General features: G+C 67.9%; 22 protein-coding genes. 10 read left to right on the forward strand and 12 right to left on the reverse strand.

All coding sequences use genetic code 11. From position 1 onward, the window contains the following. Nucleotides 1-459: 459 nt before the first annotated feature. Nucleotides 460-1,500, reverse strand: coding sequence for an IS110 family transposase (locus AB4030_RS21330; protein WP_442281206.1), 1,041 nt, complete (start codon nt 1,498-1,500; stop codon nt 460-462). A gap of 24 nt (nt 1,501-1,524) precedes the next feature. Beyond that, on the reverse strand, nt 1,525-1,662 hold the full coding sequence (locus AB4030_RS21335; protein WP_442281207.1) for a hypothetical protein: 138 nt from the start codon (nt 1,660-1,662) through the stop codon (nt 1,525-1,527). A gap of 369 nt (nt 1,663-2,031) precedes the next feature. Here AB4030_RS21335 and AB4030_RS21340 point away from each other — a divergent pair, with 369 nt between their 5' ends. Then, nucleotides 2,032-2,277 carry a hypothetical protein gene (locus tag AB4030_RS21340; RefSeq protein ID WP_442281208.1) on the forward strand — a complete coding sequence of 82 codons (246 nt, stop codon included), beginning with the start codon at nt 2,032-2,034 and terminating at the stop codon, nt 2,275-2,277. Nucleotides 2,278-2,350: 73 nt separating this feature from the next. Next, nucleotides 2,351-2,788 carry a DUF6584 family protein gene (locus tag AB4030_RS21345; protein ID WP_442281209.1) on the forward strand — a complete coding sequence of 146 codons (438 nt, stop codon included), beginning with the start codon at nt 2,351-2,353 and terminating at the stop codon, nt 2,786-2,788. Between the two features lie 659 nt (nt 2,789-3,447). Here the strand turns inward: AB4030_RS21345 and AB4030_RS21350 are convergent. Then, a complete protein-coding gene (locus AB4030_RS21350) occupies nt 3,448-3,816 on the reverse strand; it encodes a hypothetical protein (RefSeq protein ID WP_442281210.1) in 369 nt (122 codons plus the stop codon). A 134-nt stretch (nt 3,817-3,950) separates the two neighbouring features. Here AB4030_RS21350 and AB4030_RS21355 point away from each other — a divergent pair, with 134 nt between their 5' ends. After that, nucleotides 3,951-4,175 (forward strand): hypothetical protein, encoded by a 225-nt coding sequence (locus tag AB4030_RS21355; protein ID WP_442281211.1) that lies wholly within the window; start codon nt 3,951-3,953, stop codon nt 4,173-4,175. Nucleotides 4,176-4,933: 758 nt separating this feature from the next. Here AB4030_RS21355 and AB4030_RS21360 read toward each other — a convergent pair. The 3 genes from AB4030_RS21360 to AB4030_RS21370 all read right to left on the reverse strand — a co-directional run bounded on the left by AB4030_RS21360 (nt 4,934) and on the right by AB4030_RS21370 (nt 6,104). Next, nucleotides 4,934-5,311 carry a hypothetical protein gene (locus tag AB4030_RS21360; RefSeq protein ID WP_442281212.1) on the reverse strand — a complete coding sequence of 126 codons (378 nt, stop codon included), beginning with the start codon at nt 5,309-5,311 and terminating at the stop codon, nt 4,934-4,936. Nucleotides 5,312-5,403: 92 nt separating this feature from the next. Next, a complete protein-coding gene (locus AB4030_RS21365) occupies nt 5,404-5,664 on the reverse strand; it encodes a hypothetical protein (protein WP_442281213.1) in 261 nt (86 codons plus the stop codon). Continuing rightward, a complete protein-coding gene (locus AB4030_RS21370) occupies nt 5,661-6,104 on the reverse strand; it encodes a hypothetical protein (RefSeq protein ID WP_442281214.1) in 444 nt (147 codons plus the stop codon). Before AB4030_RS21370 ends, AB4030_RS21365 begins: the two co-directional genes overlap by 4 nt. A gap of 412 nt (nt 6,105-6,516) precedes the next feature. On the opposite strand from AB4030_RS21370, the gene AB4030_RS21375 reads away from it, so the two are divergent. Next, nucleotides 6,517-6,669, forward strand: a complete 153-nt coding sequence (locus AB4030_RS21375; RefSeq protein ID WP_442281215.1) for a hypothetical protein — start codon at nt 6,517-6,519, stop codon at nt 6,667-6,669. A gap of 115 nt (nt 6,670-6,784) precedes the next feature. Here AB4030_RS21375 and AB4030_RS21380 read toward each other — a convergent pair whose 3' ends face one another. The 4 genes from AB4030_RS21380 to AB4030_RS21395 all read right to left on the reverse strand — a co-directional run bounded on the left by AB4030_RS21380 (nt 6,785) and on the right by AB4030_RS21395 (nt 8,680). Next, nucleotides 6,785-7,153 carry a tetratricopeptide repeat protein gene (locus AB4030_RS21380; protein WP_442281216.1) on the reverse strand — a complete coding sequence of 123 codons (369 nt, stop codon included), beginning with the start codon at nt 7,151-7,153 and terminating at the stop codon, nt 6,785-6,787. Then, nucleotides 7,045-7,662, reverse strand: coding sequence for a tetratricopeptide repeat protein (locus tag AB4030_RS21385; protein ID WP_442281217.1), 618 nt, complete (start codon nt 7,660-7,662; stop codon nt 7,045-7,047). The genes AB4030_RS21380 and AB4030_RS21385 overlap by 109 nt, the downstream gene beginning before the upstream one ends. A 434-nt stretch (nt 7,663-8,096) precedes the next feature. Beyond that, nucleotides 8,097-8,348 carry a hypothetical protein gene (locus tag AB4030_RS21390; protein WP_442281218.1) on the reverse strand — a complete coding sequence of 84 codons (252 nt, stop codon included), beginning with the start codon at nt 8,346-8,348 and terminating at the stop codon, nt 8,097-8,099. 23 nt (nt 8,349-8,371) lie between these two features. Continuing rightward, nucleotides 8,372-8,680, reverse strand: a complete 309-nt coding sequence (locus tag AB4030_RS21395; protein WP_442281219.1) for a hypothetical protein — start codon at nt 8,678-8,680, stop codon at nt 8,372-8,374. A 506-nt stretch (nt 8,681-9,186) separates the two neighbouring features. On the opposite strand from AB4030_RS21395, the gene AB4030_RS21400 reads away from it, so the two are divergent. The 4 genes from AB4030_RS21400 to AB4030_RS21415 all read left to right on the forward strand — a co-directional run bounded on the left by AB4030_RS21400 (nt 9,187) and on the right by AB4030_RS21415 (nt 11,409). Next, nucleotides 9,187-9,408: a hypothetical protein gene (locus AB4030_RS21400; RefSeq protein WP_442281220.1), complete on the forward strand. Its 222-nt coding sequence runs from the start codon at nt 9,187-9,189 to the stop codon at nt 9,406-9,408. 258 nt (nt 9,409-9,666) lie between these two features. Continuing rightward, on the forward strand, nt 9,667-10,140 hold the full coding sequence (locus AB4030_RS21405) for a GNAT family N-acetyltransferase (protein WP_442281221.1): 474 nt from the start codon (nt 9,667-9,669) through the stop codon (nt 10,138-10,140). Nucleotides 10,141-10,387: 247 nt separating this feature from the next. Continuing rightward, nucleotides 10,388-10,663, forward strand: a complete 276-nt coding sequence (locus AB4030_RS21410; protein WP_442281222.1) for a hypothetical protein — start codon at nt 10,388-10,390, stop codon at nt 10,661-10,663. A gap of 260 nt (nt 10,664-10,923) precedes the next feature. Next, nucleotides 10,924-11,409, forward strand: a complete 486-nt coding sequence (locus AB4030_RS21415) for an HIT family protein (RefSeq protein WP_442281223.1) — start codon at nt 10,924-10,926, stop codon at nt 11,407-11,409. A gap of 62 nt (nt 11,410-11,471) precedes the next feature. Here the strand turns inward: AB4030_RS21415 and AB4030_RS21420 are convergent, their stop codons facing one another. Both AB4030_RS21420 and AB4030_RS21425 read right to left on the reverse strand, forming a co-directional pair. Further along, a complete protein-coding gene (locus AB4030_RS21420) occupies nt 11,472-11,825 on the reverse strand; it encodes a hypothetical protein (RefSeq protein ID WP_442281224.1) in 354 nt (117 codons plus the stop codon). A gap of 546 nt (nt 11,826-12,371) precedes the next feature. Continuing rightward, complete coding sequence (locus AB4030_RS21425; RefSeq protein ID WP_442281225.1) at nt 12,372-12,725, reverse strand: hypothetical protein; 354 nt, start codon at nt 12,723-12,725, stop codon at nt 12,372-12,374. A gap of 87 nt (nt 12,726-12,812) precedes the next feature. Here AB4030_RS21425 and AB4030_RS21430 point away from each other — a divergent pair, with 87 nt between their 5' ends. Next, the gene (locus AB4030_RS21430; RefSeq protein WP_442281226.1) at nt 12,813-12,965 is read left to right on the forward strand and encodes a hypothetical protein; all 153 of its coding nucleotides are present in this window, start codon (nt 12,813-12,815) and stop codon (nt 12,963-12,965) included. Nucleotides 12,966-14,293: 1,328 nt separating this feature from the next. After that, nucleotides 14,294-14,449, forward strand: a complete 156-nt coding sequence (locus tag AB4030_RS21435; protein ID WP_442281227.1) for a hypothetical protein — start codon at nt 14,294-14,296, stop codon at nt 14,447-14,449. Nucleotides 14,450-14,902 lie beyond the last annotated feature (453 nt).

Here is a 14,902-nt window from a genome sequence, read left to right on the forward strand (position 1 = left end):
CGTTGAAGAACGCCCGAGCCGTCCTCACCGAGCGCTCCGCCGACGACAAGCCCGAGGAGGTACCGAACGATCTGATCGCCGCCACGATCACCGCCTAAACGAACGACCTCAACGGATCACCGTCGTACACCACCGATCCGGACTTGACCCTCGTTTCGATCGCTGGCGCACTCTGGAACCTCGGTGGGAGGCTCCTTTTCCGGTTCGGGTGGCAAGTGACGGTCAGTCGGACGAACACCCGACGGCCGCACCGGCGCAAGGTGGTCGGCAGACGTCGGCTGCGCCGCAAGACCGACGCCCTTGCGCAACTTCCGATCCTGGTCGAAGGGGTGCACCGCGAAGGTCCCCAGGCGCTTTCGCAGACCCGTTGACCGATGCCCGCATGCGAGCAGCCGAACCGTCCTGTGCGACTCGAGCGCCGACTTGCAGGCTGGTTTCCGCTCATGGCACCCCTTTAGGTCAAGACCTGGCGAGGGTTGGGGTTCTACGCTGGGTAGTGACGGGTCCGGGAAGAGGCTTCTCCGAAGAGCCGGTGTGGGGTTGTGAGCCGGTCACGCTGGAGTCAGAGACGTTGCCCCGGTGCCCTCCCGGACCCGTCACCTCGCCGGTTCGCAGGGTGTGCTCACGGCGGCTCTGGTCAGCGAGCATCCGCGCGTACACGACGTTCGACAGGCGCCTCTCCAGGGACCGCATGACCATCATCGACGGGGTCCCGCCGGCCTTGCGGGCGTCGTAGAACTCCCGCCCCGGGGTCGGGTTGCGCAGCTGCACGACGGCCATGATGTGCAACGTCCGGTTGATCCGGCGGTTACCCGCCCGAGAGAGCCGGTGGCGTTGCTGCGCCCCGGAGGACGCGTCCAGCGGCGCGGTGCCGTTCCACGAGGCGAACCGGTCCTTGTCCCGGAAGCGGTGGATGTCCCCGACGTCGGCCAGCAGCCATGCGGCGCCGGTCGGGCCGATCCCGGTCAGCTCCAACAGCGTGGAGCCGCGCTCGAGGACGAGCGCGGTCAGCTCTTTCTCCGCAGCCTTGATCTTGCGGTCGATCACCTCGAGCTCACCGATCAGCTCCACGACGAGCCAGTGCCTCGTCTTGCCGACGAGGTCGCGCGGCTTGACCTTCGCGACCAGAGCGCGGGCCTGCGGGGCGGACAGGAGCGTCTTCGCCCCGCCCGGAATCAGCTCCAGCAGAAGCCGATGGAGCCGATTGACCGTCTGGGTGCGGGCCCGGCCCAGCTCGTCGCGGCGGTCGACCATCATCCCCAGCACGACCAGGTCATCCTCGACGAGCACCGGGCGCAGGCCGGGCTCCGCGGGAGCGTACAACGCGGCGAGGGCGACCGAGTGCGCATCGACCGGGTCGGTCTTGCGGGCGTTGCCGGTGGCGAAGACCCGCACCTGCGCCGACAGCTTCGTCGGCGCGTCGAGCACTCGTTCCCCGTCGTGGACGAGGCGGTGCGCGATGTGCCGGCCGATGCCGTTGCAGCCCTCGACCGCCCACACCCGCTCCCCGATCGCGCCGTGGCCTCAGCCCGCGGCGAGCATCGCCGCGTAGCCGGCCTCGTTGGTGTCGAACCGCCCCACCTGCAGTACTCGCCCGGTCTGGTCGATGACCTCGATCGTAGCCGAGCGCTTGTGCGGGTCCATCCCGATGATCACACCCATAGCCCGTGCACCTCCTTGTTCACTCAGTGATGTGGAAGCGGGGAGGGCATCGCTACTTTGAGCAGAACAAACCCCTTTAGAGCCTCTCCTCGCGCGGTGCCCGACAAGAGCGCATGCCATGAGAGAGCCACACCAATGACGCCGGTGGGCAGCCGCATCTGAGAGTGTCTCGCCGAGCACCTGGACCGAGTCTGGCCGGACACCGATCCTGCAACCAGTCTCTAAGTAGCCGCTGTGCTGGGACTCTCGCTCAAATAGGGAAGGCCGCAGTCCCGTAGTGACCGAGGAGCGCGTTGGTCCGCCGTAGTATTCGGGTCCGCATCTCGTGAATCCAGCATCCCGTCAGGAGGGAGCGCCATGAAGGGTCGCGTGGGATCGATCATCGTCGTTGTCTGGTGCCTGGCCGCCACCGGCGCGTGCCTCTGGCTCATCGGCGACCTGGCCAGCGAGCCAGACGATGGCACTGACGCGGCCGGAATGCTGATCATGAGTTGCGTCTTCATCGGTCTCGTGTCCTTCGTGAGCGCAGTGATGCTGAGCGTGCGTCTATTGGTCCAGGTGGTGAGGCACCGGCGGCAGATTGGCCAGCAGGCCGGCGCTGGGAACAGCGACTGATGGAGCCGAGCGTCGCACGCTCATGCCGCAAGTCGACCGTACTTGCTGACGCCAAGAGGGCATTCTGTGCCTCATGGACGGGCTGACGAGGGCAAAGCTGGACCTAGAGCAAGGAGACGCGCGAAAAGCACGAGACCGGCTTAAGGGGCTCGTCACGACCTATCCACACAACAAAGAAATTCGCGCTCTCCTGGCCCAGGCATACAGGCGCGACCGCCAGTGGCCAGAGGCCGATAGATGGGGGTACCTCGATGGCCCGGCGGCTACCGACGAGGAACGGTCGGCGTTCGAGAGGCACTGCGCCTTCGGGTGGTCCACACGGATCAAGGAGTCACGCCTTCGGCAACTTCTTCGCGTCGACGATCTGGCCGTCATTGCAGACGACACCGGTCGCGCGCTCTTGGCGGACCTACCTCACCGGCGCAATCCCAATCGCCCAGACTCGGAGGGCCCCGTGGCAGGCCTTATTCGCGACTTCGCCGTTTGGCTGGCGAAGCGGCCTCGAACTTGAAACGGCGGACTCGATGGCGAATCGAACGTGCGGATATGCCGCAGATCGTGAGCTAAATAGCGCAGAGACGGGGGCACTTTGTCATTGCCAGAAGCGCCACCCTTGCGGGGCCTTGGGAAAGTCCAACGAGGGGGTCCAACCAGGCGGCGGACGCCATCCCGTGGGAGGTGTAGGCCAATCTGGCGGAGCCTGAAATCTGTAGCGCCCATCCCGCCATGACCACCATGCCGACCACCCCGCACAGAATGCCGCGGCGACTAGGAAGCCCAGCCCGAAGGCGGCGAACGTCATGGGTTCCGGGCCACAGACACCCGGCCCCGAGCCCGGCGGACACGGTTCCGAAGGGCTCCCAGCGATGAAGAGGGCCAAGAAGCGTCGACCGCGAACAGGCCGCAGAGGACTACCCCCACCACCCTCAACGCAGTGTGTCTCGGACTGTCGTCATAGCCGTGCCACTCACGAGGGTCAGGCGGGGCGTGCGAGGTCACACCCCCACTACAAATGGTCCCGACCGCCGAGGTGTCCGTGTCGCTGCCTTGCTACCCAGTCGTGACCGGCCGACCTCGCCGTGCCGCGCTGAATCAGTTCCGCCTGTTCGAGTTGGCTCCAAGGTCGCCGCCTTCACGACGGGACGTCCGGTCATGCCGCAAGTCGCGACGTCACGGCGGGCCGTACCGAGCCCAGATTTGATCGCGCACCACACCTTCCAGCGGCCTTGCATCGAACGCGCCCCCGCTGTCGTACGCACTCTCGAACTTTCCTTGCTCAAGCTCGGCGACGGTGTACCACCCAGGCCCGTAGTCTTCCTCGGGCGGACCCTGCCGGCCGTCGAGCCAGCAAACCTTGCACCACAGCCACTCATGACGTTGGCGGCCGAAAGGCCAGCTGCGATAGTGCGTCACCTGGGTGAGGAGATGTGCTTCCGCTTGGCCGTTTCTGCTCAGTTCCCAGACGGCGTCCCGATACGGGTCGAGCCTTGGATCTCGCGGCCAATGCTCCTCGGACGACATAGGTTCCTCGGACGACATAGAAGTGGTCTACCTCAGATGTCAGGGCAGCCGACGGAAGTCGCCAGCGAACGTCCTCAACTGCCGCGTTGAGGGCGGCTACGCTCGCCCGATCCTGCCGCAAAACGGATTGCTCGCGGTGCCAGACTCAGTCCGTGATCGAAGAGGAGTACACGTGCCGGCATTTCAGCCTGAGCAATGCGGAAGGGCCATCGGGGCCTGACTTGCCGCTGCTCCTTCGACGGCTGGCAGACACGATCGAGTCGCAAGGTATCCGCCCCGCGGATCTCCTCGACGTCAGCATTGGAAGCGACGAGGTCAACGTGCACGGCACCTGGTGGCGGGCCACCGTGTACTGGGCGCCAGACGCGCCGAAGTAACCCGCATCCGGCCTGACGAGCAGTCCGCTCATGCCGCGATGAGAGCTTCAGCCGACCCGAATCCATTGGCTCCTGAACGGCCCCGGAGGGCTAGGCGCAGTGCCCCGAATCATCTTTCGGCGCAATAGCATCGGCATTCAGCACCGCTCGCGCGAACCTTTCCGCCGCTACCTGTTCTAGGTCCCGAGTGTCGAAGAACGACGCCGTAGTGACCTCATCGTGTTCGAGTCCGACCCAGACCACCCCGACGTCCTGCCATGAGGAGTCGACGACGACACCAGGGTGTCCGTCGAGAAGTGGGCTGTCCGAAAGTATCGGAGATCCGTCAGGGCCCCTTCTCGGACGCCAAAGCACGAAGAGCTTGGCCGGGTCCCACGGATCACCCGTGGCCGTCAGCGCAGTCCAAGGCGGACGCACTGCTCCCGTCCTCGAGCGCGGGCGATCGGCGGGATCCTCATCGCCATCACGAGTCACTTTGCGATTCTGCCGGAGGCGGGTCCCGTGTGGTCTGTCACGGGCAGACCAACGCTCGCTCCTGCCGCTCTGAGGGCGACGACGATCGCCCGACCATGCCGCAGATGGAGCGCGTCGCGGTACAGGGGGCATGCGTCAGGTGGGCGCGCCGGTCCAGCGCCCCTGGTCGCCGGCCCGGCGGCGGCCGGGGAGCCCATGGTCCGCCACCGCTCGCCCGAGTGCACGAAGACCAGGGACGGAGCGAAATGGTCCTCGGCGCGGCCGGCGGAGCCGTTCGGCGCGTTCTACCAGGACCCGAACTGCCGCTTGCACGGCTCACGTTGCTCACGCCGCGGGGTCCCCATCCGGGAGTACACGCATTCGGCGCAGGCACCTTTGACGGCCGCCGGCACGGGGCTGCCGCCGTGCTCGTAGTCCGGGTGCCCGCAGCTCGGGCACGGCAGGTGGTCTCGCGGCGGAGTCCACGGGTCGCGTAGGCCGCCGCCCGGGATGCCCAGGACGCGTCGGGTCTTCTCGTCGGCGATGACGCGGGTCATGTCCAGCTGCTCGAGGCGGCGCCCGAGCCGGCGAAGCAGGAGGTCCTCCTCGAACGGGCCCGGTGCGAGCCCGACTTGAAAACGCGGTGTACCGCTGATCGCGACGCGAACACCAGCTTTGGGCATGTAGCCGGCGCTGACCGCGGTGATGTCGCGGATCGGCAGCGTCTCGTCATGTCGCAGCAGGCGGCTGACGGTCAGGGACTCATCCGTGAGGGTCAGCCGTGTGGGCCAGACCAGAGGAAGGCGACCACCGGGACGGCGAGCATGCCGAGGGAGAGGATGACGTCGGGGAGGTCCCTCAGGCCGTCGGTGCTGGTGGCGACCAAGGGCCAGGCCACCCAGCCGATCAGCGCCAGCGTGAGCCCGTTGAGCGGGTGGGTCAGCCAGACCGAGACGCTCGGACGAGTGCCGAGTCCCGGGCTCCTGTGCCGACCGGGTTGCGACACATCGGGTTGTTCCTGCGGGGGAAGCGTCATGGCCGGGCCCCGGCGGCGCGCTGCCAGCTGGACCGCATCGCCGAGAAAGCCTCCACCGGGGCCGGCACCACCGTCTCCCGGCCGTCCTGCCGCACCGCCTCGATCCAGCCGCCACCCATGCCGAGGCCCCGCACCCGCAGCTCGCGCACCTCCGTCCACGAGATGCGGGTCCGGCGGAAGCCGCGGACGATGACCAGGCCGCCATCATCGAGCAGGACCTCCTTCCGAAGCGTTCCCACCGCGCCCACGACGTAGCCGACCGCCAGCACGGCCGCGGCAGCGCGGTGCAGCGGCTGGACGTGCCCCGCCTGGAGCACCCAAACCGACCCCCACCCAGCCGCGCCCCCCAAGCTCAGCGCGCCGATGAGCCCACGGCGCGGCGCCACCCACCGCTCGCGTACTGCCGAGTCCGGTCGCCGTCTGGGGTGCATGGCGGTCATGATGCCGCACCATGTCGTGCCGGCAGTCGAACCCGCCGCAACGAGGCCGGGAGCCGACCTGGCCGCCAGGGCGAGCTCGGCGGGCTATCGTCACGGTCAACCGCTGGAAGGAGCCCGACGTGCCGATCCTGATGGACCTCAGCTTCGGGTCTCCGACGGTGTGGCTCGGGCTGTCTGCAGGGTTGGACCGGGCCCGGCGCCTACCGGCCGGCAGCTCACCCCGCAGCCGCAAGCTCGGCCTGATCTTCGGCGTGGCAGAGGGCAGTCTCTCCGTCGTGCTCTTCGGCCGGGCCCGCGAATACCCGCGGACACAGCGTTCGCGCCTTCGGAGCCCCACCCCGACCTGCCCTGGGAGTTCACGAGCGGTACCGGAACCGTGCCGTACGTCCCGGAAGCGGACGACGAGTCGGCCATGAACCGCGTCTTCCTCCTCAGTGACCTCGCCGGTCAGACCACGTTGCAGTTCCCCGCTCCGTCGCCGGAAGCCACCCTGACCTGGGAGTGGTACGCCCAAGACGCCGCCGTCTACCGCCTGCTGATCTGGAGCTCCGGACTCACAGACTGACTCCATATGCGCTGCACCATGCCGGGATCCTGACAAGGGGAAGGCGCCTGGGCCCGAACGCACTGTCATGCCGCCGTGGGGAAGGGCTTCGAGGGTTTCGGCGTGATGGGCCTGTTCAGGAGGAGCCTTCGTCGCCGCGCAGGTCCCACAGTGCGCGCTTGGCGAGGGAGTCGCCGCCCTCGACGGCAGCCCGGTAGTGGCGCTCCGCGCCAGCAAGGTCGCCCTGCTCTTCGAGGAGGACGGCGAGGTTGTGGTGGGAGTGGGCGTCCCCGTGCGCGGCTCCGGCGCGGTAGGCGGCCTCCCCGGCCTGCTCGTCGTCGAGGACGTCCGCGTACAGGTTGCCCAGCGGCAGCATGCTCTCGACCTCGCCGAGCTTCATGCCCCGCTCGAACACCTCACGCGCCTCTTCGATGCGCCCAGTGTCGACGAGCAGATGGCCCAGGTCCGCCCGCGCAGCGGGGAAGTGGTCAGCGCCAGCCCGCAAGGCCGGCTCGAGAGCGGGTCGAGCGAGGTGCACCACTGCCAGCACGCGACCACGGCGGCCCCGGTGTCGTTGCCGGCCGCGGCCGAGCGCAGGGCCGCTTCCATGGCCACGTCCCGGTCACCCTGCTCGCGAAGGGCGAAGGCCAGCCCGAGGGCACCGCCGCTGTCGCCGGCGGCCTCCGCGGCCTGGTAGGCGTGGATCTCGCCGGCGAGGTCACCGAGCTCGTGCAGGACCAGACCGAGGTTCAGCCACGCGTCGCTCTCGCCGCGGCCCAGCGCGAGCTCGTAGGCGGCCACGGCCTCGAGCCACCGTTCCTGCTCGGCCAGGCAGTTGCCCAGGTTGAACGACGCCGTGGCCGACCCGAGGTCGGACCCCTTCCGGAAGCACGTCTCGGCGTCGGACAGCCGACCCACCTCCGCCAGCTCGCACCCGAGATCCACCAGGTCGTCGAGGGCGTCGAGCTCTAGCGTCGCGGCAGCACGCAGACGCTCGTCCAGGTCTCCGCTCATGACCGCCACTGTGCCCGATGGACGCGTGGGTCATGAACGGCCGCGCCGGGCGCTCGAGGCCGGCAGGGGGCCCGACGTTCGGCGGTCCTACCGATCGACATGACGAACGACGACTCGGACCTGGAGGGTCAGGCACACCCAGCTCAGGGTGGTCAGCGACGACCCGACGACGTCCCGCGTGTCATGAGACAGCACGGCACCGGCCAGCCACCACACGCACCCGCCGGTCACCACAGCGAAGGCGCCGTACAGCACGCGCCCATGGGCCGCGACCCACCGCTGGAACGCGCTCGGTGCGGGCGGCTCGAAACGGGCCACTGCATCCCCTTTCCCGGCCCACGGCAGGCCCCTGAGCACCCATCGTGCCGCACGGGACCTAGCCAGGGACACAACCGTGCCCGCAGTTCACGCAGAGGACCCGCCTGCCCGGCTCCTTAGCCGTGCGCCTTGCGGGACAACGTGCTCAGCACGATCCCGTAGACGAGTTCCAGGACGGCGGAAGCCAACACGACCCAAGCGAGAATGCGGTATCCCGCGTTGTCGGTGACACCGAGCAGGAGCAGGCACACGGCCATGGTCGCCACGGCCTTCCCGCCCACGATCACGCCGTTCCGGCGCCACCGCGGGCGTGCTCCCGGCTTCGCCAGCTCCTCGCGGGTGGGAAGGCCCCACCGCAGCCGCGGCATCGCGGGCCTCTGCTCTGACTCGGTCACAGGGAGCCGGCCCGCCAGCCGGCACGCACCCGCCAGACGGCCGTCGCGACCCAGAACGCGCCGTACGGCCACATCCACCCGGAGGTGTCAGCGGCGGCCGCGAACGCGAACGCCGCAGCTCCGGCGAAGTACGCAGCGTGCAGGAACGTCATCTCGCGTGCCCGCTCGGGCGTCGCCCGAGCGAACGGGTTGAGAGGCTCACGCCCGGCCACCACCGCGAACACCACGAGAGCGAGCAGTCCGCCGGCGCTGCCCACCGTCCCGAACGCGAGGTAGTCCAGGATGCCGGGCCTTGGCCGCCGCATGATGGGCCACGACGCACCCAGGATTGCGGTGAGGGCACCAAGCCGGCGAACCCGCCGAGGATGTCCCTGCGCCTCCACTCCACCGGCGCCCGGGGCTCAGCCGGCTTCCGTGGCGGCTGCGCAGGCCAGGAGACGTCCTTAGTCAGCTGGGGTATCGGCGAGTCGGGCTCCACGGAGGCAACGCTAGAGCCTTCCTTGCGCGCGCGGTGGCGCGGCGCGCGAACGTCCATGCGGCACCACCCGCGAGCCCGCGAGTCCCGGATGCCGGTGCGTCAAGGTGGGGATGGTGCGCAGACGGCCCGTGGACGCCGCGACATCGCCGGGCTCACCGGCAACGACCCGCACACGCCAACCCCACTCGCCACACGAGCGACCTACGACCTCCGCGGGGCGCAACCCTCGTAGAAGGGACGTCCGGACATGCCGCTCGTTGCGCTGGGCAACTCGTGTCGATGACGCCCTTGGGTCGACAGTGGGAACATCGCACTGTGATGTCCGATTCGAATGTGCCCGAAACCCTGACACTCGACCAGGCGTATCGGGCTGCCTTCTTCATGACCGACGTGTACGTCGGCATGGAATCCAGGCCGGACGAGGGCTTGGTGCTCTTTCACCAGTACCTGCAGTCGGACCCGGCCCGCTGGGAGGACTGGAAGGAGGCAGTGCGCAAGGCGCTGCAGCCCAACGCGCCCGTGGATCCTCTCAGGGAGAACCTGATCCGCGAGTGAGCAATGACATATGCACCACCGACGCTGCAATCGCTCGCTCATGCCGCTGAGCGTCGGGGTGTCTCATCTGACACGCGCGCTCGTACCGCGCTTGTTCGGCCTCTGGTGTAGGCACCCGGGGCAGTAGGTACCACCGAGGTGCGGGTTGCGGCTTCAGCTGGGCGCGCCCGTGCGCAGCACAACAGACCAAGCGCGGAGTCCGCGAGTCAGGGGCGACGGGCTTGCGAAACGGCTTGACCGGGCGGCGACACTGCATCCATGCGCGTGTCCCTCGCCCCGCTCACCAACGACCTCGCCGGGGAGTACGGCGCCCTGCTCGCCCGCAACGCCCGGCACCTGGACCTGACCCCGGCGGAGCGCCACCGCACTCCGGCGGAGCACGTCGCGGAGTGGGCCGACACGACCGACCGCAACATCAGGTTCGCCGTGCTGCTCGAGGGTCGGCTCATCGGCCGTATCGACCTCAACCCGGTGAGCCCACCCAAGTACTCGCTCGGCTACTGGATCGACGCACACCACACCGGCCACGGATACGCCACCGCCGCGGTGGCCCTCGCTACCCGGCACGCTCGCGACGAACTCGGCGCCACTGACGTCTACGGCGGCGTGAACAAAGGCAACAACGCCAGCGTGGCCGTCCTCCACCGCAACGGCTTCGTCCATGTCGCTGACCTCGGCACCTACGACCGGTTCCACCTTCCATTGGACGGCGGCGAGCCCCGCAACCCCTGACACGGATCTTGCGCGCGTGGGAAGTCCCCACTCGCGCGCAAGAACTTGCACTGCGTCGGCAGGCGGCCGGGGCACACTCAGCTCGGAGGTCCTGGATGCAAGAAGCAACATCCGGAACTGCCGCGGTGCGCGCACCGCCGGCCGACCACGTCGGGTGGACGAGCACCCCCACGTTCACTGCGGCGAGGCGGTGCTCTGGCACCATGCGATGTGAGGTCCTTGGAGGGCCACCACAGAGGGGACAGTCGTGACCCGCGAACCAGCGCCACCGAACTCCTACCAGCGATGGGTCGCGCAGCATGCCGGTGTGCTCTACTGCGTCACCGGCGGTGTCGTGCTCCTCGAGGCCGTCCGACTGGTGCGGGCCGTCTTCTGGGCGGGGGAAGGGGACGTCGTCACCCTCGTCCTGCTGACGGTCTCGTGGGCGCTGTTCACGGCGCAGGTGTGGCAGGTCTCCCGGACAGTAGCCAAGTACGAGAGGCTCCGGGCTGCCGCGCAAGGCGCGCCTCGCTCGGACCCCTAGCCCGGGTTCAGGAACTCGCTCGGGAACGTCCGCAGCCGGCGCCTGGATCACCCGGGCCGGGACGAGCCTGCTGCTTGTGTCTGTGATCCGGTACTGGCCTCCGTTGCGGAATCCCACGACCTCGAAGGGGACACGGCGCCCCGCCTCCCACTGCGGCTTCTGCCGCTCCGAAATCGGTCGAACTTCGAGCATCGAGTTCATCGCCCGCAGGGCCGTGTCTGTCGAGTCCGGTGCCGGCACGCTCGTGTTTGATAGCGCAGATGACCGAAGCAGAAGCCTGGAAGCTGGACCGCATCGGGTCCGCAAAAGCCGGGACGAACCCCACTGTGCTCGTCAAGATGCCGCAGTCGTATGCCGTCATCGGAGACACCCAGTTCCTCCCCGGGTACTGCGTGCTGCTGGTGGACGACCCGAACATCGATCGGCTCACAGACCTGCCCAAAAGACAGCGCCTGAAGTTCCTCGACAGCATGGACACGCTCGGCCAAGCGGTAGAGACGGCTTGCCGTGCCAGCGATAGCGGGTTCCGCCGTATGAACTACGAGATCCTCGGTAACACCGACGCATACCTGCACGCGCACCTGTTCCCCCGTTACGAGTGGGAGCCACCGGAGCACATCGGCAAACCGGTCTGGCTCTACGACCCACAAGTGTTCTACGGACCCGAGGCCGCCCTGGGGCCCCGCCATGTCGAGCTCCGTACGCGCATCGCCACCGAACTCAACAAGCTGAAGGCTGCCGGTTAGGAACGCCCTCATCTGCCGCTCTGCGCGCTTCATCGACGCAGGGCCGAGTCGCAAACTGCCGGTCAGGCACAACCCTTCTTTGGCCCTGTCGCACCACGCCTGAGCGTGAACGTTTCCCTGTGTCCGGCGCTGTCGGTGAACGTCACCGAGCTTCCTGACTTGACGACGGTGCCGACCTGCCAGGGATTGCCCTGGCTGTTTGGCGGGTTTCCATCGTCGTCGACGAGGCGTCCGCCTTGGCGCTCGTACCACTGGCCATCGATCTGCAGATCGTCGATGCCACAGTGTGTCGAAAGGGAGAAGGCCGGCGCCGGTGCCGATCCACCGGGAGATGGTGTCTGGCTTGATGCGCAGGCCCCGAGAGCTAGGCCCAGCAGGCCGGCCAAAATCCAACTATTCGCTGTGCGTCGTCGCATCGGGGCTCCTCGAGCAGCTCCATACCTGTAGGAGGAACGTTGGCACACGAACCCCGTCCCTCGAGCGCCGCAGTAAAACCGTTAGACAAGCGTTGCGGGGCCAAGGCTCACCGGCACCTTGATAAACGACCATTTGAGGCGGGCAGGCCCGTCCGCAATTGCCGCTTAGCGTGCGGTCATTCTTCGGGCGAGGTGCGCCGGCGGAACGGCCCCTGACTGCCTCCCGGCCGCCTTTTCGGAAATACGCCAAGCATGAGTGCCAAGATCACACTCGTCGCGCCGATGGGAACTGACAAGCTCAAAGCACGGGTGAGGAGGGTCCAATCCCACCGGCGCTCGAGCAGTAGTCCGAGAACGCCAAGCGTCGCGCATGGCATCAGCGCGTGAGGCCAACGTCGACCGGCACGCTGGGCGAAGGAAAGCCGGCGCTCCTCATGGCGATCGTCGGGCATGAGCGGATGCTCTCATGCCTATGGCCAGCAGATCGCCAATCCGACTCCCCCGCAGCATGGTGGGTGGCAAACGTCCTCTTCTGCCGCGGTCAGGTCAGTCGGACTGACTCGACTGATGCTCGCGCCCGGCGTCGAAGTGCCGATCGAGGTACGCGCCGGGCAGAAGCCCGCTGCGACGAATGAGCGAGAACACCTCGACCCCGTGCCCCGGCTTCATCGCCAGCGCATAGGCCTGGCTCAACCCCAGCACCTCACCTCCCAAGTCGTCGACGTAGTGCTCACACTCGTCCTGCGCCATCGCGATGGCTGCATCAACGCTCTCGGCCTTCCACAGCGTGATGCGCTCTTCGTAGTCGATCTCACCCGGATCCAGATCCCGCGGCCCCCAAGGCTGGTTCTCGTTGTTGGCGACGATCGTCCGGACCGCAAACCACTGCTGCTCGGCCATGCCGCAATCCTGTACGAGCGAGGACGGGGACGCACGCACATGCCGCGATGCGATCGGGAAACGCTCGCGGCGGATATCGTCCCCGGTATGGCCCTGGTCTTTGCGGGAGCCGCTCTCCTCCTATTCGCGTTCATCGCTTTGGCTGGTGGCGCGCTGGCGACGACCATCCTGCTCGCAGTGGCCGGGCTTGAACTGGCGGTCACAGGGGCCCTCCGGCACGCCCGCTCGATGGATGGCTGATCTCCCGTTGAGCCCTTCCGCTCCTGCCGCTCTGCGTGGACTGACCCTACTTATTGGCTAGGCGCGAAATCTTGACGAGAAGCCCGATTTCAACGGTGATGAAGACAGCGGCTACACCCCAGAAGGTTGGCCAGGCTTGGCGTGAGAGCACTCCAATGGAGCTCGCGAATATAGCTACAAGCACCCCCATCACGGCTGCGAGACTCGCGCGCCTCTTCCGGTTGTCGTGTGCTCGAGTCAAAGGTTGAGGCACCGCGGGAGTCCTCCATTTCCGGAACATCAGATGCGCCATCATCTACGAGACTGACGAGAAGGTATTGCCGAACGCCATTTCCCGTCGGGGTCGAGCACGGCGAGCAGGACCTCACCGCATCCCTGCTCTGACCACCGACGTTCAGCCATGGCTCAAGATGGCCGGGGCGGGTCGACACCCAACGCACGATAATGCCGCTCATTGGACGTTCGGCCGCACGACCGTCGGCGGCGCCGAAGTCCTGCGGACATGCCGTCGGTGCGAACGTCGGCGCAGCGCTGGGGCCTGGTCCGCCAAGATGGCGGTATGCGAAGCACTTCCTTGAATGTCTGGTCCTGTGCGGCCGTGGGGGCCGACCTAGCGGTGCCGGCCCAGCGCAGGGCCGACGACCTCACCGGCCGGTTCTGCTAGCGGTGCCCATCCGTTCACAACAACGCCCCCGCCCCCGCTTGGCTCACGCAGCCGTACTCGTCCTCCCCCTCGTCCTCCTCGGCACGGCGTGGCTTGCTGGCCACCGGTCCGAGAGTGTCGTCGAGGAGCCGGCGTCGAGGTCCCTCGTCGACATCGTCGACACCACCGCCCTGACCGCGCCCGCTATGAGTGATGCCGACGCAGCGCCGACGAGGGCCCACCACGATGCAAACGCCAAAGGGCTCGTGGTCGCACCCGACCCGATGTGGTCGGCGCACACCGCTAAGCGCACCGGGATCCCTCTCGTGGCACTGCGCGCCTACGGCAGGGCCTCGATCCTCGAGTCGACGGCGCGCCCCGGGTGCCACGTGGGCTGGGCGACGCTGGCAGCCATCGGTGAGGTGGAGTCCGCCCACGGGACGATCGCCGGAACTCGTCTGCTGGAGGACGGGCGCACCTCCCGGCCGATCGTCGGCCCCGCGCTCGACGGCGAAGGCGGGGTGGCTGCGATCCGGCCCGACCCGGGCGGAGCACGCGTGCACGCCGACGACACCTGGGAGCATGCCATCGGTCCGATGCAGTTCCTTCCCGGCTCGTGGCGCACCTTCGGCGCTGACGCGGACGCGGACGGCGTCGCAGACCCGTCTGACATCGACGATGCGGCATGGGGGGCGGCGCGACACCTGTGCTCAGGGGACTCGACCTCCGGGACGGCGCCGACTGGACGCAAGCCGTGCTGCACTACAACGCCTCTGACGCGTATGTCCGCAAGGTGTTCAACGTCGCGGAGGCCTACGCCCGGTCGGCCTCGAGGGGCTGATCGGCCAGTAGCCGGGAAGGAGAGCCGCCCCTTGAACAGGACGCACAGAACGGCATAGTCCAGCCACCTTTCGAGAAGCTCGACGAGCGGCACTGCGCAGCCACCAACTGCGCCTAACAGCTCCGTGGCCGACGGCGTCCTATCGCCGACCCGCCGACGCGGCACACATCCGGCACGCCTTCAGGAGAGCGTCGCCGGGCGCGAAGGGGGCACGAAGGGGGCGCACCACTGCACCCCGCACGACACTCACGACGCCGGCGTCCAGACGAGCCGAGTCCTCGACCCACATGTCCGTGGTCTCGGACATCGTGACTGCAGACGTATCGGTCCCGGAGGTCATGCCCACCGAGCCGTCCAAGCGTGATGAGCTCCGATGCGTCGCACCATTGGAGCGGCTCACCCGCCACCTCCAGCAGTGGACCCCCTGGATCACAGCAACCGGTGTGCCGGAAG

Source organism: Terrabacter sp. 2YAF2, assembly GCF_052114705.1.
Taxonomy (GTDB): domain Bacteria; phylum Actinomycetota; class Actinomycetes; order Actinomycetales; family Dermatophilaceae; genus Terrabacter.